Origin of the sequence: Micromonospora fluostatini (genome assembly GCF_050410825.1) — a bacterium.
Lineage (GTDB): Bacteria > Actinomycetota > Actinomycetes > Mycobacteriales > Micromonosporaceae > Micromonospora > Micromonospora rosaria.
In genome coordinates, this window is record NZ_CP191251.1 from 5618708 (window position 1) to 5638402 (window position 19695).

Genomic DNA, 19695 nt, shown 5'->3' on the forward strand with positions numbered 1-19695 from the left:
GGGGGCTCCAGGATGAGGGGGTCGTCTCGGTACTTGCCAGGCTCACTTGCCGCTGCCGGGGCCGCCGCCCCGGACGGTGCCGCCGCCGCCCCAGCCCCAGCCCCGGCCGACCGTGGAGTGGTAACGCGGGTAGGCGGTGGTCATCCGCTCCAGCAGGATCACCGAGCCGGCGGCGAGCGGCAGGATGACCACCGAGTCGTCGTCGTAGCGCAGGTAGACGCCGCTGCCGTCGACGTACTGGTCGGCCGGCTGCCAGGCGTCGGTGACCTCCTTCGCCACCTGGCTGGGCGGCCGGCTGGAGGTGTACGCGAGGGCTTGCCGGCCGATGTCCCGGCTGGCCGCCCGGGTGTAGCGGTCCTCGACGAAACCCCGGGGCGAGAAGTTGCCGTAGAACAGGGCGAAGGCCGCGATCACCGCGCCCACCAGCGCGACGGCCACGCCCACCACGAACCAGCGCCGGTACGTCATCGCAGGGTCACCACCGTCTCGGTCAGGACCAGCTCGCCGGTCTGGGGATACGCGTGCCAGGTACGCCAGCCGACCGCCCCGTCCGGCGGGTCGGTCCGGACGTGCAGCGCGGTCACCGCGTCGACGTCCCCGCCGAAGACCCCCACCAGGGCGTACCGGTCGTCGGCGAGTTCCGCCCGCAGCCCGGCCACCCGGTCGGTCAGCTCGGCCGGGGCGAGCCGCAGCACGGAGGCGGTGAACCGGTGCCCGGCCGCCTCGTCGTACGCCACCGGCGGCAGTTCCGGCGGACGGCCGGGCAGGCAGGCGACGGTCTCGGTCAGCTCGGTGCCGGGCGCGCGCAGGAGCACCTGGTGCGAGGCGCCGAGCAGGCGCAGCCGCAGCTCGACCGGGCCGGGCAGGGCGAGGTCGAGCACGTGCAGCGCGGGCCGTTCGGCGTCGCCGAGGACGAGACTGAGGTCGGCCGCGCGGGTGTCCACGTAGGGCGTGTCGAGCGTGACCAGCACCGGTCAGCCCACCTTCCCCGGGCCCTGCGGGTAGATCATGACCTCGCCCCGGTGCAGCAGCTCGCCCTGGGCGACCTCCCAGTTCGCCGAGCCGAACGCCTCGAAGGAGAGCCGCGCCCCGCCGGGGCCCCGGTAGTCGTGGTACCGCATGGTGCCGTTCGGGTCCAGCCCGGTGGTGCCGACGGCGGTGTACCGGGCCTGGCCGGTCTCCTCCCAGGAGTACCGGCGGCCGGCGAAGTCGATGGTCGGCGCGCCCGGGGTGACGGTGGCGCCCGGCTCGGCCGCCCAGAGCACCAGTTCCAGGTCGGGATCCTCCTCGACGGAGATCCACCGCTTCGTGCCCTGCGCGTCGTCGATCAGGTGCTCGGCCCAGCTCCACCCGCCCTCGACGAGCTGGATCGAGCCCCGGACGGCGTACGAGACGCCCCGGATCTCGACGATGTCACCGGGGGTCAGCCGGCGTGGATCGCCGCGCAGCGCGTCGGAGTCCCGGTCCCGGAACGGGTCACCGCCCGCCCGCTGCTGCGCCTTCGGCTTCTGCTTGGACCGTTGTACCGCGACGATCGCGATGACCACACCGGCCACGCCGATCAGACATCCTGCCGCCGTCAGCAGGTACGCCACGGAACCGTTCATTGCGACCACCTCCCCAGGTGCACCGGCGGTGACGGTAACAACCCCGGGCCACCAGGAGAAACAGCCCCCGTTGTCGAGTGACAGCTCAGGTGAGCGGCGTCGACTGCGGAGGCTCCCCGGCGGCCCCTCCCGCTGGCTCCGCCTCCGCAGCCGGCGGGGCGGTGGCCAGGGGCTCCGCCGCCGGGGTCGGCGGGGCGGGTGGCCGGGCGAGGTGCAACGCCGGGTCGGGACAGATCAGGTACCCCGGCGGCACCGGGTACCCGGGCGGCACGGTGGCGCCGGCCAGCGGCACGGCGCCGTACCCGGGCGGGCCGTAGCCGGCCACCGGCGCGGGGGCGGCCGGTGCGCCGTACCCGGACGGGAACGCGTACCCGCCGGGCGCGGTGGGCAGGCCGTGTCCGGCACCGGGGAAGGGGTGCCCGGGCAGCGGGTACGGCACCGGGGCGACGGCGGGCCGCGCGGTGCCGAAGTAGCGCCCCGCCGGGGGCAGGGTCAGCAGCAGCACGACCACGATGGTAAGGACCAGGAGCAGGCCGAAGCCCGCCGCACCGAGACCGAAGAACAGGTCGTCGGCCGGGTCCACCCGGCCGTACAACTCGTCGCTGAACCGCGAGGACGTCCACTCGGTCCCGTCGAACGGTGGCCCCTCCTCCTCCCCCTCCACGCCGAGCCCCACGAGGATGAACGGCAGGAAGAGCAGCCCGCTGCAGGGCATCCCGAGGCAGGCCACGAACTGGAGGCCGCCGGCCACGAGGACGGTGATCCGCGCGCCGTTGCGGCCCCGGCGGACCCGGGGCGCGGTGACCGCCAGGACGATGGCCACGAGCAGCGCGGGCAGGGCGAACGCGCTGGACGTCACGACGTTGTTGATCCGCTCCCCGGACACCTCGTCCGGGTCGGCGTCCGGAACCAGCCGCACCGCCCGGTCGATCTGCCCGTTCCAGTGCACCGCGTACCAGACGACCAGGCCGACCAGCAGCAGCAGGACGGCGACCTGCGCGAGCTGTACCCAGAACGCGGCGGTCACCGTGGCGGGCCGGGCCGGGCGAGCCGGCTCGGCCGGTTCCACCGGGGATTCGATCATGGCTGGCACGGTAACCAGGAGGCTTCGACAGCGGCAGATCCGTTCGGCCGGACCTCCGGACGGATCAGCCTTACCGGCGGACCGGCTCTTGCGGCGGATCAGCCTTCCGCGAGCCGGCGGGCGGCGTACTCGCCGAGCGTGACCTGCTCCAGCAGGCAGCCGGTGGCGCTGGTGAGCACGGCGTCGTCGGCCCGCAGCGCGGTCCAGGCGGCTCGGGCCGCCGCCGGGTCGACCTGCTCCAGCAGGGTCGCCGCGTACGCCCGGCCGGTCGGTGAGCCGTTCGCCAGCAGCCAGTCCAGCCTGGCCCGGACCTCGCCGGCCCGGCTGGGCAGGGCCTGCTCCAGCCGGCGGTACGCCTCGGTGTCGGGCAGCACCGCCCCGGCCAGGCCGACCCCGCCGAAGGCGAGCGTCCCCGCCTCGGCCAACACCCCGACCGCCGCGTCCAGACCGTTCGCCGCATCCGGATCGCTCGCCGCGTCCGGCGGTCCGTCCGCCACGTCCCCGGCCTCGGTGCTCGTGTCCCGGTGCTCGTCCCGCCCACGGTGCTGCGCCATGGACACATTGTTCCCCCGGCCGTCGACCACCAACCGGCCCGCCGGACGACGGGTGACGCCTCCGGGGGCCACCGGGCCGGCACGGTGACCGGGGCAGACACAGCAGCCGGTGACTGGCGGCGGCTCAGCCGGCGGCCGGGGCCTGCCGGTAGGAGGCGATCTCGATCAGGTTGTCGTCCGGGTCCCGGACGTAGAGGCTGGTCATCGGCCCCATCGCCCCGGTCCGGCGGACCGGCCCGAGTTCGACGGCGATCCCCGCGCCGCGCAGGTGCTCCTGTACCTGCGTCAGGGGCAGGTCGGTGACCAGGCAGAGGTCGCCGCTGCCCGGGGTGGGGCTGGCCGCCTTCGGCTCGGCCTCGTGCCCGGCCTGGTGCAGGTTGATCTTCTGACCACCGAACCGGAGCGCCCGGCGGTCCCCGTCGAAGGTCTCCGCCCGCATGCCCAGCCCACGGGTGTAGAAGTCGACCGTCCGGTCGAGGTCCGCCACGGTGAGCACGAGATGGTCGAGCCGCTGGATCCGCATAACGGTATGCGTACTCCATTTGTCCCGCTCACGGGCGGCAACCCGGGTTACCGGCGCTTTCGTCCATGCCGATCTTGTCCGGAGAACGCCGTCGCCCCTCACCCGTTCGGGTGAGGGGCAACGGTGGCGGTGGCGCGGGTCGCCACCGGCCGGACCGCAGTGGTCGAGGTCGTCGCCGGTCAGGCCGGGGCGACGGTCAGCCCGTCCTTGCTGTCGGCCAGGTCGACGGCGACCGTGTCGCCGTCCCGGATCTGGCCGGCGAGCAGGGCCTTCGCCAGCTTGTCGCCGATCGCGGACTGGACCAGCCGGCGCAGCGGCCGGGCGCCGTAGATCGGGTCGTACCCGTGCTCGGCGAGCCACGTCCGGGCGGCCTCGGTGACGTCCAGCGACAACCGACGGTCCGCGAGACGACCTCGCAGCCGCGCCAACTGGATGTCCACGATGTCGCGCAGATCGTCCCCGGCGAGCGCGGCGAAGACCACGATGTCGTCGAGACGGTTGAGGAACTCCGGCTTGAAGTGCGACCGGACCACCGCGAGGACCCCCTCCCGGCGCTGCTCCTCGGCCAGCGTCAGGTCACTGATCACCGCCGACCCGAGGTTCGAGGTGAGGATCAGGATCGCGTTGCGGAAGTCCACGGTACGGCCCTGACCGTCGGTGAGCCGGCCGTCGTCGAGCACCTGGAGCAGCACGTCGAAGACGTCCGGGTGGGCCTTCTCCACCTCGTCGAGCAGGATCACCGAGTACGGCCGGCGGCGGACCGCCTCGGTGAGCTGGCCGCCCTCCTCGTAGCCGACGTACCCGGGCGGGGCACCGACCAGGCGGGCCACGGAGTGCTTCTCGCCGTACTCGCTCATGTCGATGCGGACCATCGCCCGCTCGTCGTCGAAGAGGAACTCGGCGAGCGCCTTGGCCAGCTCGGTCTTGCCGACCCCGGTCGGGCCGAGGAAGAGGAAGCTGCCGGTCGGGCGGTCCGGGTCGGCGACCCCGGCACGGGCCCGGCGGACCGCGTCGGAGACGGCGCCGACCGCCTCGCCCTGGCCGACCACGCGGGCCCGCAGCGACTCCTCCATCCGCAGCAGCTTGGCGGTCTCGCCCTCCAGCAGCCGGCCGGCCGGGATGCCGGTCCAGGAGGCGACCACAGCGGCGATGTCGTCCGCGCCTACCTCCTCCTTCAGCATCGCCCCGTCGGCCTGGAGCCGGGCCAGTTCCTCCTCCGCCCGGGCCAGGTCGGCCTTGAGCGCCGGGATCCGGCCGTACCGCAGCTCGGCGGCGCGTTCCAGCTCGCCGTCGCGCTCGGCCCGCTCGGCCTCGCCGCCGAGCCGCTCCAGCTCCTCCTTGGCGGTGGAGAGCTTGGTGATGTGGTCCTTCTCCAGCTTCCAGCGGTCGGAGAGGGCGGTGAGCTGTTCCCGCTTGTCGGCCAGCTCCTTGCGCAGCCGCTCCAGCCGCTCGACGGAGGCGGCGTCCGGCTCCTTGGCCAACGCCATCTCCTCGATCTCCAGCCGGCGTACCGCCCGCTCGATCTCGTCCACCTCGACCGGCCGGGAGTCGATCTCCATCCGGAGCCGGGACGCGGACTCGTCGACCAGGTCGATCGCCTTGTCCGGCAGGAACCGGTCGGTGATGTACCGGTCCGAGAGACCGGCGGCGGCGACCAGCGCGGCGTCGGTGATCCGGACGCCGTGGTGCACCTCGTACCGCTCCTTGAGGCCGCGCAGGATGCCGATGGTGTCCTCGATGGTCGGCTCGCCGACCAGCACCGGCTGGAAGCGGCGCTCCAGCGCCGGGTCCTTCTCGATGTGCTCGCGGTACTCGTCCAGGGTGGTCGCGCCGACCATCCGCAGCTCGCCCCGGGCCAGCATCGGCTTGAGCATGTTGCCGGCGTCCATCGAGCCCTCGCCCTTGCCGGCGCCGACCACGGTGTGCAGCTCGTCGAGGAAGGTGATCACCTGCCCGTTGGAGCCCCTGATCTCCTCCAGCACGGACTTCAGCCGCTCCTCGAACTGCCCCCGGTACTGCGCGCCGGCCACCATCGCGCCGAGGTCGAGCGAGACCAGCTTCTTGTCCCGCAGCGACTCGGGGACGTCCCCGGCGACGATCCGCTGGGCCAGCCCCTCGACGATGGCGGTCTTGCCGACGCCCGGCTCACCGATCAGCACCGGGTTGTTCTTGGTACGCCGGGACAGCACCTGGATGACCCGGCGGATCTCGGAGTCCCGGCCGATCACCGGGTCGATCTTCCCGTCCCGGGCGCTGGCCGTCAGGTCGACGCCGTACTTCGCCAGGGCCTGGTACGTCTGCTCCGGGTCGGCGCTGGTCACCCGCCGGTCCCCGCCCCGTACCGTCGGGAAGGCCGCGACCAGGGTCTCCTCGGTGGCACCGGCCTTGCGCAGCGCGGTCGACACCGCGCCCCCGACCCGGGCCAGGCCGGCGAGCAGGTGCTCGGTGGAGGTGTACTCGTCGCCGAGCGGCCGGGCGATCTGCTCGGCGGCGCCGATGGCGTTGACGAACTCGCGGGCCAGGGTGGGCTCGGCGATGCTGGACCCGCGCGCGGCGGGCAGGGCGTCGACCGACCGCTGGGCGGCCCGGCGCAGCTCGGCCGGGTCGGCCCCGACGGCGCGCAGCAGGCCGGCGGCGGTCGACCCGTCGGTGTCCAGCAGGGACAGCAGCAGGTGCCAGGGTTCGACGGTGGCGTGCCCGCGCTGGTTGGCCTGGGCAACGGCACCGGTGATGCTCTCGCGGCTCTTGGTGGTGAGACGTTCCGTGTTCATGGGCTCCCCCGGATCGGCGTGTCCACTCACTAGTACGCAACCAGAGTTGAGCGTATTCCACTCAACTCTAGCCGGTGACCCACGTCACACCGAGGGAAGGAAGGGCCCCCTGTTAACGCATACGGTAGAGAAGGGTCCCCTTCTCACCGCCCGGACAGGGATCCAGCCCGGCGGCGAGGATTCAGTGGGGAACTCGGGGCGTGCCGGGTTCACGCGATCTTGCACTTGCGGCCCCTGCATTTGCCGCATAAGCCCCGTCTCGGGGGCTGGAAGTGCAAGATCGCGGGGGCGAGAGCGGGGCGGGGGAACGGCGGGGCAGGGCGGGGGGCGCGGGCGCGGGGCGGTCGGGCGGGGCGCGCGGGAGTAGCGTGGGTTGGTGCGAGTACGTGTCGAACAGACCGCCCTGCCGGGCATCGGCATGCGTCACGAACTGATGACGGAGTCCGGTCGCCGGCTCGGCGTGGTCTCCCACCGCAACGGCCGCCGCGACCTGGTGCTGTACGACCCCGAGGACCCCGACGCCTGCCAGGCGGACATCCCGCTCACCGACGACGAGGCCGAGGCGCTGGCCGACATCCTCGGCGCGTCGCTGATGCTCGGCCAACTGTCCGGCCTCCGGGACCAGGCCGCCGGGCTGCTCACCGAGCAGATCGCCATCCCGGCCGGCTCGACGTACGTCAACAGGCGGCTCGGCGACACCAAGGCGCGTACCCGGACCAGCGCCTCCATCGTCGCCGTCCTGCGCCACGGCGAGGTGATCGCCTCCCCGGACCCCTCCTTCCGCTTCGCCGCCGGTGACGTGGTGGTCGTGGTCGGTACCCGCAAGGGTCTCGACGGCGTGACCGCCATCTTCGCCGACGGTGGCCCGGACGGCTGAGGCGGATGCACGAGAGCACCCTGCTCCTCATCGAGGTCGGTGCGCTGCTGTTCGGTCTCGGCCTGCTCGGGCGGCTCAGCCGCCGGATCGGTCTCTCCCCGATCCCCCTGTACCTGCTCGCGGGCCTGGCCTTCGGTCACGGCGGCATCCTGTCGCTGAGCGCGAGCGAGGAGTTCATCGCCGTCGGCTCCGAGATCGGCGTGATCCTGCTGCTGGTCATGCTCGGGCTGGAGTACTCGGCCGGTGAGCTGGTCGGCAACCTGCGCTCGGCCGCCCCGGCCGGGCTGCTCGACGCGGTGCTCAACGCCCTGCCCGGGGCCGGCTTCGCCCTGCTGCTCGGCTGGGGCTGGCTGGCGGCGGCGGTCCTGGCCGGCGTCACCTGGGTCTCCTCCTCCGGTGTGGTCGCCAAGGTGCTCGCCGACCTGGGCCGGCTCGGCAACCGGGAGACCCCCGTGATCCTCTCGGTCCTCGTCATCGAGGACCTGGCGATGGCGCTGTACCTGCCGTTGGTCACCGCGCTGCTGGCCGGCGTCGGGCTGCTGCGGGGCGGGGTCGCCCTCGGGGTGGCCGTGCTGACCGTGGTCGTCGTCCTGGTGGTCGCGATCCGGTTCGGCAACCTGATCTCCTCCGCCCTCTCCGCCAACGACCCGGAGGCGCTGCTGCTCGGCGTACTCGGGCTGACCCTGCTGGTCGCCGGCGTGGCGGCGAAGCTGCAGGTGTCGGCGGCGGTCGGGGCGTTCCTGGTCGGCATCGCGCTCTCCGGGCCGGTGGCGCACCACGCGACCGAACTGCTCTCCCCGCTGCGGGACCTCTTCGCCGCCGTCTTCTTCGTCTTCTTCGGGCTGGTCACCGATCCCCGGGACATGCCGCCGGTGCTGCTGCCCGCGCTCGTGTTGGCCCTGGTCACCATGGGGACCAAACTGCTCACCGGGTACCTCGCCGCGCGGCGGGTCGGCATCGGCGAGCCGGGCCGGTGGCGGGCCGGTCTCGCGCTGATGCCCCGGGGGGAGTTCTCCATCGTCATCGCGGGGCTCGCCGTCGCCGCCGGCACCGTGGAGCCGAGGCTCACGGCGCTCGCCACCGCGTACGTGCTGATCACGGTGGTGACCGGGCCGATGCTGGCCCGCCTGCCCGATCTGCCCTGGTTCAAGCAGTGGCTGCGGCGGCGGGCGACGGCCCCGGTACCCGAACCGCTGCCCCTGCCCGACTGAGCACGCCGCCCGGGTCCGACTGAGCACAGCGCCCGGCTCCGACTGGTCACGGTGCCGGTGTCCGATTGATCACCGGCGCCGGGCCGGCCGGGTCGGCCGTACGGTCGGATCCGGCCGGCCCGACGGCCTCGGAATTCTTCCCACCCGGGGGCTTACGCAGGTCATCGGTACCGCGCTACCGTGTCGCCCCAGCAGCCAGGGTCCGCGGACGGCCGGTGCCGCCGTGGGCGACACGCGGGAGGTCGGGCCGGTTGAGCGTGCAGGAATCGACCTTTCCCGGCTTCGCCAACCCCGTCGACCCCTCCCCGGCGGAGCTGCGGGCGTGGGCGTACCAACCCGACTCGGTGCCGTTGACCTCGATGCCGCCGGACTGGGACCTGCTGGTCGCCGGGGACCGGCTGGTGATGACGCTCTTCGACCTGGCGATGGACCCGTCCTGCCCGGCGCGGCGGTTCGCCCTGCACTGCCTCTACATCTACGCCGCCGACGGCATCCGGACGAACTTCCGGGCGCACCCGCGACGACGCTTCCGCAAGCTGGTCGACCAGGCCGAACGCCGTGGCGACGAGTTGATGCGTACCTGGGTGCACAACGCCCGGGTGCTGCTGGCCCGGCCGGAGCTCTTCGTCTACCGGGACTGGTGCGAGGGTGGCCTCGTCCGGGAGAACCGCCGGCTCGACTGACCGGGAGAACCGCCGGCTCGACTGACCGGACACGGCGAGCGGGCCGGAACCCCCCGTGGTTCCCGGCCCGCTCGCGGTCCCTGGCCGGCGGTCAGCCGCCCGGCTGTCCCCGCCGTTCGGGCGCGACGTCCGCCCGGTTCCGGTCCCCGCCCCGGTCGGCCCGGGGCCGGTTGGCGGCCCTGTCGGCCCGCCGGTTGGCACCCGCGTCGGCCTGCGGTCGGGTGTTCGTCCGGGGCCGGTCAACGGGCTGCTGCGCCCGGGGCCGGGTGTCGGCCCGGCCCTGGTCGAGGCCCTTGTCGACCTGGTCGGTGAACCTGCCCTGGATGATCTCGGCGAACTTCCGCCGGACCGTCTCGGCGACCTTGTCGAAACGCTCCTCCGCCGCCTGCGCCACCTTCCGGGCCGGCTCCGACGGATGTTGGACCGGCCCGGACGCCGCCTTCCCGCCCGCTTCCGCCGACCTGACCGCCGGTTCCCCCGGCTTCGCCACCGGCGCCGCCGGCCTCGCCACCGATTCCGCCGGCACCGCCGGCTTCGCCGCCGGTTTGGTGCCTGGTCCGGTTGCCGTGCGGGTCGGTTCTGCTGCCGTGCCGGCCGGTTCAGCCATCGCTCCCCCTCGCCAGCTCGGCAGCCCGGATTGGGCGGATAACGTGTGATTCACAGCCTAGTCGGGCCGACCCGGGTCGCGCTGGAGAACCGACGGACCACGGCTCAGCGTTCGGGGTTGCGGCGGGGACGCCAGACCACCAGCGCGGTGGAGGGCCGGGTGGAGCGGACCAGGTCGCGGCCGGGGAAGGGGGTCAGCGACTCCAACTCGGCCACCCGGCGGTACGCGGCCTCCAACTCCGCCTCCAGCCGGGCCACCCGCTGCTGCGCCTGCTCCAGCAACTGCTCCAGGCCGATGATCCGCTTGATCCCGGCCAGGTTCACCCCGTCGTCCTGGCTGAGCCGCTGCACCTCGCGCAGCAGCACCACGTCCCGGACGCTGTACCGCCGCCCGCCGCCGGCGGCCCGGCCCGCCTGGACCAGGCCCAGCCGGTCGTACTGGCGCAGCGTCTGGGGGTGCATCCCCGCCATCCGCGCCGCGACCGAGATCATCAGTACCTTGGCCTCGTAGGCAGGGTCACCCGAACCGGCGAACTCGTCCGACATCACCGCTCACCTCCGCATGAACTCCACCGGTCACCCGAAGCGACGTACCCGGGCGTCGAGATGTTCCCGGCTGGCCGGCGGGGTCTGCTCGGCGAACGTCCGCAGCGCCTCGCGCGCGGTGTCCGAGAGCGTCGCCGGTACCACCACGTCCAGCGTGACCAACAGGTCGCCGACCTGCCCGTCCCGGCGGGCGACGCCCTTGCCCCGGGCCCGCAGCACCCGCCCGCTCGGGGTACCCGCCGGCACCCGCAGGGTCACCGCCCCGTCCAGGGTCGGCACCCGCAGGTCCGTCCCCAGCGCCGCCTCGGCGAAGGTGATCGGGACGCTCAGCGTCAGGTCGTCCCCGGTACGCCCGAACAGCTCGTCCGGGCGGACCTTCACCTGCACGAAGAGGTCGCCGGGCGGGCCACCCCGCTCGCCGGGTTCACCCCGCCCCGCCAGGCGGATCCGCTGCCCGTCGGCGACGCCGGCCGGGAAGCGGACGTTCAGCGTCCGGGTCTTCGTCACCCCGCCGGTACCCCGGCACTCCGGGCACTTCTCGTCGACCACCGTGCCCACGCCCTGACAGGTGCGGCACGGCTCGGAGAAGGCGAACGCCCCCTGGTTCCGGGTGGTCACCCCGGCGCCGTGGCACACCTGACAGGTCCGGGGCTGGGTGCCGGGCTTGGCCCCGTTGCCGCCGCAGGTGTCACAGACCCCGGGCGCGCGCAGCGTCAGCGGGATGGTCACCCCGCGTACCGCGTCGGCGAAGTCCAGGGCGACCTCGGCCTCGACGTCGCGGCCCCGGCCCGGACCGGCCGGTCGGGCCGCGCCTCCACCGCCACCGCCGGAGAAGATCGAACTGAACAGGTCGGAGAAGCCGGCCCCGCCGCCACCGCCGCCGAAGCGCCGGTCGCCGCCGCCCGCCCCACCGAACAGGTCGGAGACGTCGAACGGCATCCCGCCGCCCTGCCCGGCACGGGCCCCGCGCCGGAACGCGCCCGAGCCGAAGAGCGAGCGCATCTCGTCGTACTCCCGGCGCCGGGTGTCGTCGGAGAGCACGTTGTACGCCTCGGAGACGGCCTTGAACCGTTCCTCGGCCTTCGGGTCACCCGGGTTGTGGTCCGGGTGCGACTCCCGGGCCAGCTTCCGGTACGCCTTCTTGATCTCGTCGGAGGAGGCGGACTTGTCCACACCGAGCACGGCGTAGAAGTCCTTCTCGATCCAGTCCTTGGAACTCACCGGTCCACCCCCTGCCAGACGCGACCCGGTCGCCCCACCCGTCGGTCGACGACGGGCGGGGCGACCCGGCCACTGGTTCGCACTATTCCGGGTCCGCGACCGCGACGAGCGCGGGCCGCAGCAGCCGCTCACTGAGCAGATAGCCCCGGCGCATGACCTGGACGCAGGTCGGCTCGGTCACGTCGGCGGAGGTCTGGTGCGCCACCGCCTCGTGCCGGGTCGGGTCGAACGGGTCACCCTGCTCGCCGAACGGGGTGAGCCCGAACTTGCCGAGCGCCGTGGTGAGCTGCTCCGCCACCGAGCCGAACGGCCCGACCAGGTCACCGTGTTCCCGGGCCCGGTCCAGGTCGTCCAGGATCGGCAGCAGCGCGGCGAGCACCGAGCCGGTGGCCTGCTCCTGCACCACGCCCCGGTCCCGGTCCACCCGCTTGCGGTAGTTGGCGTACTCTGCCGTCACCCGTTGCAGGTCCCGGGTCCGCTCGTCGAGGTCGGCGCGCAGCGCCGACAACTCGGCGCCGAGCGGCGCGGCGGGCTCCGCCTTCCCGGCCGGCTCGACCGCCTCGGCGGCCGGCTCCGCCGGGGCGTCCACCACCGGCGGGCCGGCCGGGGCCGCCTCGACCTCGATCTCGTCGACGACGACCTCGGCCTCCTCGACGAGCCCCTCGGCCGGGGTGTCGGCGCCCGCGTCGGTCGCCGCCGGCTCACCGGGGTCGTTGACCCTGCCGTCGTCCTGGGTGGCGGTCGGCGGCCCGTCCTCGGCGGTGTGCCGGCCGGGCGCGGAGCCACCCGGCGTCGACCCGGTCTCCTCCGGGTCGACGGCTCGTGGCTTCTCCGTCATGCGGGGTACCTCGATCCCTCTGTGCTACGGACGTGTCGGGGACGGACCGTCACTTCTTGTCCTTGTCCTCGTCCACGATCTCCGCGTCGACGACGTCGTCCGGGCCACCGGCCGGCTTGGCGCCACCGGTCGCGCCGGTGTCGGCGCCACCCGCGCCACCCGCCGCGCCCGCCCCCGGCTGGGGCTGCTCGGCCTGCTGCGCGTAGAGCAGGGAGCCGGCCTGCTGGGAGACCTGCGCCAGCCGCTCGTGCGCCGACTTGATCTTCTCGATGTCGGTGCCGCCGAGCGCGCCACGCAGCTCGCCGAGCGCCTCGTTGAGCTGGTCGCGGTTCTCCGAGGGGAGCTTGTCGCCGCTCTCGGCGAGAAACTTCTCGGTCTGCCACTGGAGCGCCTCGGCCACGTTGCGGGTCTCGGCCTCCTCGCGGCGGCGCTTGTCCTCCTCCGCGTGCTCCTCGGCGTCCCGGCGCATCCGCTCGATGTCGTCCTTCGGCAGCGAGGAGCCGCCGGTGATCGTCATCTTCTGTTCCTTGCCGGTGCCCAGGTCCTTGGCGTGCACGTTGACGATGCCGTTGGCGTCGATGTCGAAGGTGACCTCGATCTGCGGCACGCCGCGCGGCGCCGGGGGGAGACCGGTCAGCTCGAAGGTGCCGAGCTTCTTGTTGTACGCCGCGATGTCCCGCTCGCCCTGGAAGACCTGGATCAGCACGGACGGCTGGTTGTCGTCGGCGGTGCTGAAGACCTCGGAGCGCTTGGTCGGGATGGTGGTGTTGCGCTCGATCAGCTTGGTGAAGATGCCGCCCTTGGTCTCGATGCCCAGGCTCAGCGGGGTCACGTCGAGCAGCAGGACGTCCTTGACCTCGCCCTTGAGCACACCGGCCTGGAGGGCGGCGCCGACGGCGACGACCTCGTCCGGGTTGACGCCCTTGTTGGGTTCCTTGCCGGTGAGCTGCTTGACCAGCTCGGTGACGGCCGGCATCCGGGTCGAGCCGCCGACCAGGATGACGTGGTCGACCGCGGCCAGCTTGATGCCGGCGTCCTTGATCGCCTGCTCGAACGGGCCCTTGCAGCGGTCCAGCAGGTCCTGCGTCATCCGCTGGAACTCGGCCCGGCTGAGGGTCACGTCCAGGTGCAGCGGACCGGCCGACCCGGCGGTGATGTACGGCAGGTTGATGTTGGTGGTGGTGGCGGCGGACAGCTCGATCTTGGCCTTCTCGGCGGCCTCCCGGAGCCGCTGGAGCGCCATCTTGTCCTGACCCAGGTCGATGCCGTGCTCGCCCCGGAAGGTCTTCACCAGGTGGTCGATGATCCGCTGGTCCCAGTCGTCGCCACCGAGGTTGTTGTCACCGCTGGTCGACTTGACCTCGATGACCCCCTCCGCCAGCTCCAGCAGGGAGACGTCGAAGGTGCCGCCGCCCAGGTCGAAGACCAGGACGGTCTGCTCCTTGGAGCCCTTGTCCAGCCCGTACGCCAGGGCGGCGGCGGTCGGCTCGTTGACGATCCGCAGCACGTTGAAGCCGGCGATCTCGCCGGCCTCCTTGGTGGCCTGACGCTGGCCGTCGTTGAAGTAGGCGGGGACGGTGATCACCGCGTCGGTGATCTGCTCGCCCAGGTACGCCTCGGCGTCCCGCTTGAGCTTCATCAGCGTCCGCGCCGAGATCTCCTGGGGGGTGTACTTCTTGCCGTCGATGTCGACGGTCCAGTTGGTGCCGATCTCCCGCTTGACCGACCGGATCGTCCGGTCCGGGTTGGTCACCGCCTGGCGCTTGGCGACCTCGCCGACGAGAACCTCACCGTTGCGGGCGAACGCGACGATCGACGGGGTCGTCCGCGAGCCCTCAGCGTTGGCGATGACGGTGGGCTCACCGCCCTCGAGAACGCTGACGCAGGAGTTCGTCGTGCCGAGGTCGATACCGACCGCACGTGCCATCTTCGCTTCCTCGCTTCTTACCGTTGGACCGGGTGACGGGCACCGCCCGGAGCGCACCCACCACAAGTTGAGTGACTGTGACTCAATAGTGCCACGCCACCGCCGATCGTCAAATCCAGGTTGAGCCGACCCGACGCAACCTGTTGGTGATCTGCTGCCGGTTGTCTTCTGTTGCGTCGGTCGGGCACGCTTTAGCGGTGATCCCGCACGGCGATTCCGCCACCCCGTCCGGCGTGCCCACCGTCGTGGCCCGCACGGGGCAACCGGACGGCGGGCCGGATCCGACCGCCCCTGGTGAGGACGCCGGGCCGCCCCTGCCGGCCGACGCCGTGCCGCCCCCGCCCGCCCCTCCCGCCCCGACGGAGGACGGCCTGCCGCCCGCGCTCGCCGGCCTGCGGGCCGTGCTCGGGGCCGCCCGTTTCCCCCTGGAGCTACCCACCGCGGAGCCGGCCCGGCGGACCACCGCCGCCCTCACCGACCAACTCGACGACTACCTGCTGCCCCGGCTCGCCCAGCTCGACGCCCCGCTGCTCGTGGTCGTCGGCGGCTCCACCGGAGCCGGCAAGTCGACCCTGGTCAACAGCCTCGTCCAGGCCCGGGTGAGCGCGGCCGGCGTGCTCCGCCCGACCACCCGCTCGCCGGTGCTGGTCTGCAACCCCGCCGACGCCGCCTGGTTCCGCCAGGGCGACCTGCTGCCCGGCCTGACCCGCACCACCGAGCCCAGCGAGGACCCGGGCACGCTGCAACTGGTCAACGCCCCGGCCCTGCCCCCCGGGCTGGCCTTCCTCGACGCCCCGGACATCGACTCGGTGGTCGACGCCAACCGGGCCCTGGCCGGTCAGCTCCTCTCCGCGGCCGACCTCTGGCTCTTCGTCACCACCGCCGCCCGGTACGCCGACGCGGTCCCCTGGGAGCTGCTGCGGACCGCCCGGGGGCGGGGCACGGTGATCGCCATGGTGCTCGACCGGGTGCCGCCGGAGGCCACCGACGAGGTCGCCGCCCACCTGGCGGAGATGCTCGCCGAGCAGGACCTCGGCGCCGCGCCGCTGTTCGTGCTGCCGGAGACCCAGGTCGACGGGCAGGGCCTGCTGCCGGACTGGGCCACCGCGCCCCTGGCCACCTGGTTCCACCAGCTCGCCGCCGACGCCGACGCCCGCTCGGCGGTGATCCGGCAGACCCTGGACGGGGCGCTGGCCGCGCTGCTGCCGACCGTCGAGGCGCTGGCCGCCGCCGCCGACGAGCAGAGCGCCGCCGCCGACGCGCTCGACGAGCGGGTCCGGGCGGCGTACCGGGGCGCCCACCGCACCGTCGAGCAGGGGCTGCGGGACGGCCGGCTGCTCCGGGGCGAGGTACTGGCCCGCTGGCAGGAGTTCGTCGGCACGGGGGAGTTCCTCCGCTCCCTGGAGGCCCGGATCGGCCGGCTGCGGGACCGGTTGGTGGCGATGGTCACCGGTCGGCCGGCGCCCGCCGCCGAGCTGCGGACCGCCATCGAGTCGCAGTTGGTCACGCTGCTGCGCGGGGTGGCCGCCGAGGCCGCCGAGAACGCGCACACCGGGTGGAAGGCGCACCCGGCCGGGGCCGAACTGCTCACGGACGGGCTCGCCCACCCCTCCGACGACCTGCCCGAACGCGCCGAACGGCTGGTCCGGGACTGGCAGCGGGCGGTGCTGGAGCTGGTCCGCACCGAGGGCGGCGACAAGCGGTTCGTGGCCCGGACGGCCGCGTACGCGGTGAACGCCACCGGGCTGGCGGTGATGATCGCGGTCTTCGCCTCGACCGCCTTCATCCCGACCGGGGCCGAGGTCGCCACCGGCGCCGGCACCACGGTCGCCGCCCAGGCGGTGCTCCAGGCGATCTTCGGCGACCAGGCGGTCCGTACCCTCGCCAACAAGGCGCGGGCCGACCTGCTCAAGCGGGTCCGTACCCTGCTCGACGAGGAGGCCGCCCGCTACCTCGCCCGGACCGGGCAGGCCCGACCCGACGCGGCCACCGCCGCGGAGCTTCGCGGGGCCGCCGCCTGGGTGGAGGTCAGCCGCCAGCACAGCGGGCTGACCGAGACGCCCGGGTCGGCCCTGACCCCGGCGACGAACGAAGGTGGAGGCCGTTGAGCACAGCCAGCAGGCCCGGGTGGCACGGGCCCGCCGACCGCGCGCCCGTGAGGCCGGCCCCGTGACGGGCCTGGTGGGTCGGGTACGCCAGGCGTTCCGGGGCGAGCAGCGGGTCGACGCCGACGACCTGGTCGCCCGGCTGGACGCGGTACGCCGCTTCCTCCAGGTGGTCGACGGCCACCTGCCGGACACCCAACTCGTCCCGGCGCACACCCTGGTCGAGCGGGCCGGTGCCCGGCTGGCGCTGTCCCGGGACCACACCGTGGTCGCCCTGGCCGGCGCCACCGGCAGCGGCAAGTCCAGCCTGTTCAACGCCCTCGCCCGGATGGACCTCTCCCCGGTCGGGGTCCGCCGGCCCACCACCGGCGTCGCGCACGCCTGCGTCTGGGGGCCGCTGGACGGCGCCAACCGGCTGCTCGACTGGGTGGGTGTGCTGCCCCGGCACCGGTTCGTCCGGGAGAGCGCGCTGGACGGTGACGACGAGTCCGCCCTGCGCGGCCTGGTCCTGCTCGACCTGCCCGACTTCGACTCGGTGCAGCGGTCGCACCAGTTGGAGGTGGACCGCCTCCTCGGCCTGGTCGACCTGGTGGTCTGGGTGGTCGACCCGCAGAAGTACGCCGACCGGCTGATCCACACCAACTACCTGCGCGAGTTCCACCGGCACAAGGACGTCACCCTGGTCGTGCTCAACCAGGCCGACCGGCTGGCCCCCGCCGAGCTGCCCCGGGTCCTCGACGACCTGCGCCGGCTCCTCGACGACGACGGGCTGGGCGGGGTGCCGCTGCTGGCCACCGCCGCGCTCGACCCGAGCGGGATGGGCGAGCTGCGCGAGGCGCTGGAGCGGACGGTCGCCGAACGGCAGGCCGTCCTGCGCCGGCTCGCCGGGGACGCCGACAGCGTGGTCGCCGGGCTGGCCGAGCTGGTCGGCCCGGACACCCCCCGGGCCGGCCCGGACGACGCCACGGTCCGGTCGCTGACCGGCGCGCTGGCGGAGACCGCCGGGGTGCCGGCGGCGGCCGACGCGGTCGGGCAGGCGTACCGGCACCGGGCGGGGGCGGCGACCGGCTGGCCGCTGGTCCGGGGCTGGCGACGGCTGCGCCCCGACCCGCTGCGCCGGCTGCACCTGGCCGGGCCGGACGGGGCGGGTGCCGACAGCGGGTCGGCCCTGCCGCCCCCCGACGCCGGCCGGAAGCCGGTCGCCGCCACCTCACTGCCGGACCCGACCGCCGCCCAGCGGTCGGCGCTGGGGCTGGCCGTCCGGGCGGTGGCCGACCGGTCCGCCGCGGACCTGCCGGCCGCCTGGCCGACCGCGGTCACCACGGCCGCCCGGTCACGGCTGGTGGACCTGCCGGACGCCCTGGACCGCGCGGTCGCCGGTACCGACCTGGGGGTGACCGGCCGCCCGCTCTGGTGGCGGCTGGTCGGTGCCCTCCAGTGGCTGGTCACCGTCGCGGCGGTGGCCGGGCTGGGCTGGCTGGTCCTCGGGTACGGCCTGCGGGCGCTCGGCCTGCCGCCCCTGGACGGGCCGCTGGTCGGCCAGGTGCCGCTGCCGACGGTGCTGCTGCTGGGCGGTCTGCTCGCCGGGCTGCTCCTGGCGGCGGTGACCCGGCCGGTGATCCGCTGGGCCGCCGGTCGGGCCCGACGGCAGGCCGAACGACGGCTGGCCGACGCGGTCGCCGGGGTCGGCGACGAGTACGTGGTCGCCCCGGTCCGCACCGTGCTGCGCGCGTACGTCGAGGCGGGCACGGCCCTGCGGGCCGCCACCCGGGACTGAGACCGCCACCCGGACGGCCCAGGCGGTCGCCACCGGGGCCCTGAGGTCGGGGCACGGCGGACGGGCCCGGTGGTGCCGGACGCAATCGTGGTGGATGTCACCGGGCGTGCGGCGGCGTAGGGTCGGACCATGGCCACGCCACACACCCCCTACGACGCGGTGCTGCACGCCGCCCGCGACGTGACCAGGCTGGACTGTGCCCTCGACGCCGAGATGCTCGGCACCGCCCTGCTGGGCAGCGTCTACGCGATCGCCGAGACAGACCGGAACACCGCCGTCCGGGAGTTCGTGACCGGTTTCCTGGCGGCCACCTCACGGCGGCGGACCGCCGCCGCCCTCACCATCCGTTCCGTCTTCGCCGCGCTGGTGCCCGACGCCACCGGGGCGGCCCGGATCCGCCCCGGCTCGACCGCGCCGGCCTGGGCCGGCCAGCTCGGGCGGGTCCACCTCACCGGCACCTGGGCCTACGGCGACGTGTACGGCGACCAGACCTCGTACCTGGCCACCTTCGCGTACGACGAGGCGGCCGGTGGGCCGGAGCACGCCCTGGTCGCGCTGGTCGACCACAACATCGGGATCACCAAGGACGTCTTCGTCGGCAGCCCCGCCGCGCCGATCCTGGAACAGGTCCGGCAGATGTGCGCCAGCGACGAGCTGACCTGGTTCCGGGCGGAGGACCCGGCCCGGATGCGCGACGAGGTGACCCGGCACCTCACGGTCACCGACGACCTGGGTGACCTGCCCGCCGAGGGTTCCCTCGCCACCGACCGGGCGCTGGTGGGCGCCCGGCTGGCCCTGCTGCCCGCCCGGCCCGCCGGGTCGGCGACGCCGGAGCCGCCGATCGACCCGCTGCCGGCCGGGATGCGTACCGAGCTGGTCCGGCGGTTCCTCGCCGGCCCGGACGCCGCCCGGTTCGGCCTGCACACCGTGGACGGCGACGAGCTGGCCTCGCTGCACTTCTGCCTGAGCCTGCTGCTGGACCACGCGGCGAGCTTCCCGGACGCCGACCCGATGCGGTGGAGCCCGGCCGTCGCCGGGCTGTTCCTGCTCGACTGGGTGCACCGCCGGGCGGTGCTGGACATGGACGACGCCGCCATGCTGCCCCGGGTGCTGCGCGCCTGGGCCGGTCACGCGGCCCGGCAGCGGGGGCTGCCGGAGCTGGCGACGACGCAGACCGACACGGCGATCGAGGAGATGGTGCCGGAGTTCGCCCGGCTCTACTCGACCGGTGAACGGCGCAGCCCGGCCACCGCCGCCGTCGCGCAACTGATGGCCGACGGGGTGGACCCGGACGACCCGGCCGCCCTGGACGCCTGGATCGAGGCGAACCGGCACCGCCTCGCCGACGAGGGCGCCTGACCGCCC

General features: G+C 74.1%; 18 protein-coding genes. 6 read left to right on the forward strand and 12 right to left on the reverse strand.

The genetic code is table 11. From position 1 onward, the window contains the following. Positions 1–42: 42 nt before the first annotated feature. The 7 genes from ACQUFX_RS24930 to clpB all read right to left on the reverse strand — a co-directional run bounded on the left by ACQUFX_RS24930 (position 43) and on the right by clpB (position 6539). A complete protein-coding gene (locus ACQUFX_RS24930; RefSeq protein WP_428962694.1) occupies positions 43–468 on the reverse strand; it encodes a DUF4247 domain-containing protein in 426 nt (141 codons plus the stop codon). Continuing rightward, entirely contained in the window at positions 465–971 is a 507-nt protein-coding gene (locus tag ACQUFX_RS24935) for a DUF2617 family protein (protein WP_428962695.1), read from the reverse strand. Before ACQUFX_RS24935 ends, ACQUFX_RS24930 begins: the two co-directional genes overlap by 4 nt. A 3-nt stretch (positions 972–974) precedes the next feature. Beyond that, a complete protein-coding gene (locus ACQUFX_RS24940) occupies positions 975–1607 on the reverse strand; it encodes a DUF4178 domain-containing protein (RefSeq protein WP_067371230.1) in 633 nt (210 codons plus the stop codon). 85 nt (positions 1608–1692) lie between these two features. Then, positions 1693–2691 (reverse strand): hypothetical protein, encoded by a 999-nt coding sequence (locus ACQUFX_RS24945; protein WP_428962696.1) that lies wholly within the window; start codon positions 2689–2691, stop codon positions 1693–1695. A 98-nt stretch (positions 2692–2789) separates the two neighbouring features. Then, a complete protein-coding gene (locus ACQUFX_RS24950; RefSeq protein ID WP_428962697.1) occupies positions 2790–3245 on the reverse strand; it encodes a hypothetical protein in 456 nt (151 codons plus the stop codon). A 124-nt stretch (positions 3246–3369) separates the two neighbouring features. Then, the gene (locus ACQUFX_RS24955; RefSeq protein WP_428962698.1) at positions 3370–3768 is read right to left on the reverse strand and encodes a VOC family protein; all 399 of its coding nucleotides are present in this window, start codon (positions 3766–3768) and stop codon (positions 3370–3372) included. Positions 3769–3947: 179 nt separating this feature from the next. Beyond that, positions 3948–6539: an ATP-dependent chaperone ClpB gene (gene clpB, locus ACQUFX_RS24960; RefSeq protein WP_428962699.1), complete on the reverse strand. Its 2592-nt coding sequence runs from the start codon at positions 6537–6539 to the stop codon at positions 3948–3950. A 376-nt stretch (positions 6540–6915) separates the two neighbouring features. Here clpB and ACQUFX_RS24965 point away from each other — a divergent pair, with 376 nt between their 5' ends. The 3 genes from ACQUFX_RS24965 to ACQUFX_RS24975 all read left to right on the forward strand — a co-directional run bounded on the left by ACQUFX_RS24965 (position 6916) and on the right by ACQUFX_RS24975 (position 9310). Further along, entirely contained in the window at positions 6916–7416 is a 501-nt protein-coding gene (locus ACQUFX_RS24965; protein ID WP_428962700.1) for a cation:proton antiporter regulatory subunit, read from the forward strand. A gap of 5 nt (positions 7417–7421) precedes the next feature. Continuing rightward, on the forward strand, positions 7422–8627 hold the full coding sequence (locus ACQUFX_RS24970) for a cation:proton antiporter (protein ID WP_428962701.1): 1206 nt from the start codon (positions 7422–7424) through the stop codon (positions 8625–8627). A 251-nt stretch (positions 8628–8878) separates the two neighbouring features. Continuing rightward, positions 8879–9310, forward strand: a complete 432-nt coding sequence (locus ACQUFX_RS24975) for a hypothetical protein (RefSeq protein WP_428962702.1) — start codon at positions 8879–8881, stop codon at positions 9308–9310. A 91-nt stretch (positions 9311–9401) separates the two neighbouring features. Here the strand turns inward: ACQUFX_RS24975 and ACQUFX_RS24980 are convergent, their stop codons facing one another. The 5 genes from ACQUFX_RS24980 to dnaK form a co-directional block, all read right to left on the reverse strand. Beyond that, a complete protein-coding gene (locus ACQUFX_RS24980; RefSeq protein ID WP_428962703.1) occupies positions 9402–9704 on the reverse strand; it encodes a hypothetical protein in 303 nt (100 codons plus the stop codon). A 317-nt stretch (positions 9705–10021) separates the two neighbouring features. Beyond that, complete coding sequence (locus ACQUFX_RS24985) at positions 10022–10462, reverse strand: heat shock protein transcriptional repressor HspR (RefSeq protein ID WP_428962704.1); 441 nt, start codon at positions 10460–10462, stop codon at positions 10022–10024. 30 nt (positions 10463–10492) lie between these two features. After that, positions 10493–11683: a molecular chaperone DnaJ gene (gene dnaJ, locus ACQUFX_RS24990; RefSeq protein WP_428962705.1), complete on the reverse strand. Its 1191-nt coding sequence runs from the start codon at positions 11681–11683 to the stop codon at positions 10493–10495. Positions 11684–11765: 82 nt separating this feature from the next. Next, on the reverse strand, positions 11766–12521 hold the full coding sequence (grpE, locus tag ACQUFX_RS24995; RefSeq protein WP_428962706.1) for a nucleotide exchange factor GrpE: 756 nt from the start codon (positions 12519–12521) through the stop codon (positions 11766–11768). Positions 12522–12570: 49 nt separating this feature from the next. Further along, positions 12571–14448 carry a molecular chaperone DnaK gene (gene dnaK / locus ACQUFX_RS25000; protein ID WP_428962707.1) on the reverse strand — a complete coding sequence of 626 codons (1878 nt, stop codon included), beginning with the start codon at positions 14446–14448 and terminating at the stop codon, positions 12571–12573. Between the two features lie 197 nt (positions 14449–14645). Between dnaK and ACQUFX_RS25005 the strand changes: the two genes are divergently transcribed. From ACQUFX_RS25005 to ACQUFX_RS25015, 3 genes are all read left to right on the forward strand, one after another. Further along, complete coding sequence (locus ACQUFX_RS25005) at positions 14646–16556, forward strand: ABC transporter (RefSeq protein ID WP_428962708.1); 1911 nt, start codon at positions 14646–14648, stop codon at positions 16554–16556. A gap of 61 nt (positions 16557–16617) precedes the next feature. Next, complete coding sequence (locus tag ACQUFX_RS25010) at positions 16618–18330, forward strand: GTPase (RefSeq protein ID WP_428967072.1); 1713 nt, start codon at positions 16618–16620, stop codon at positions 18328–18330. Between the two features lie 129 nt (positions 18331–18459). Further along, positions 18460–19689: a hypothetical protein gene (locus ACQUFX_RS25015; protein WP_428962709.1), complete on the forward strand. Its 1230-nt coding sequence runs from the start codon at positions 18460–18462 to the stop codon at positions 19687–19689. The last annotated feature ends 6 nt before the right edge of the window (positions 19690–19695 follow it).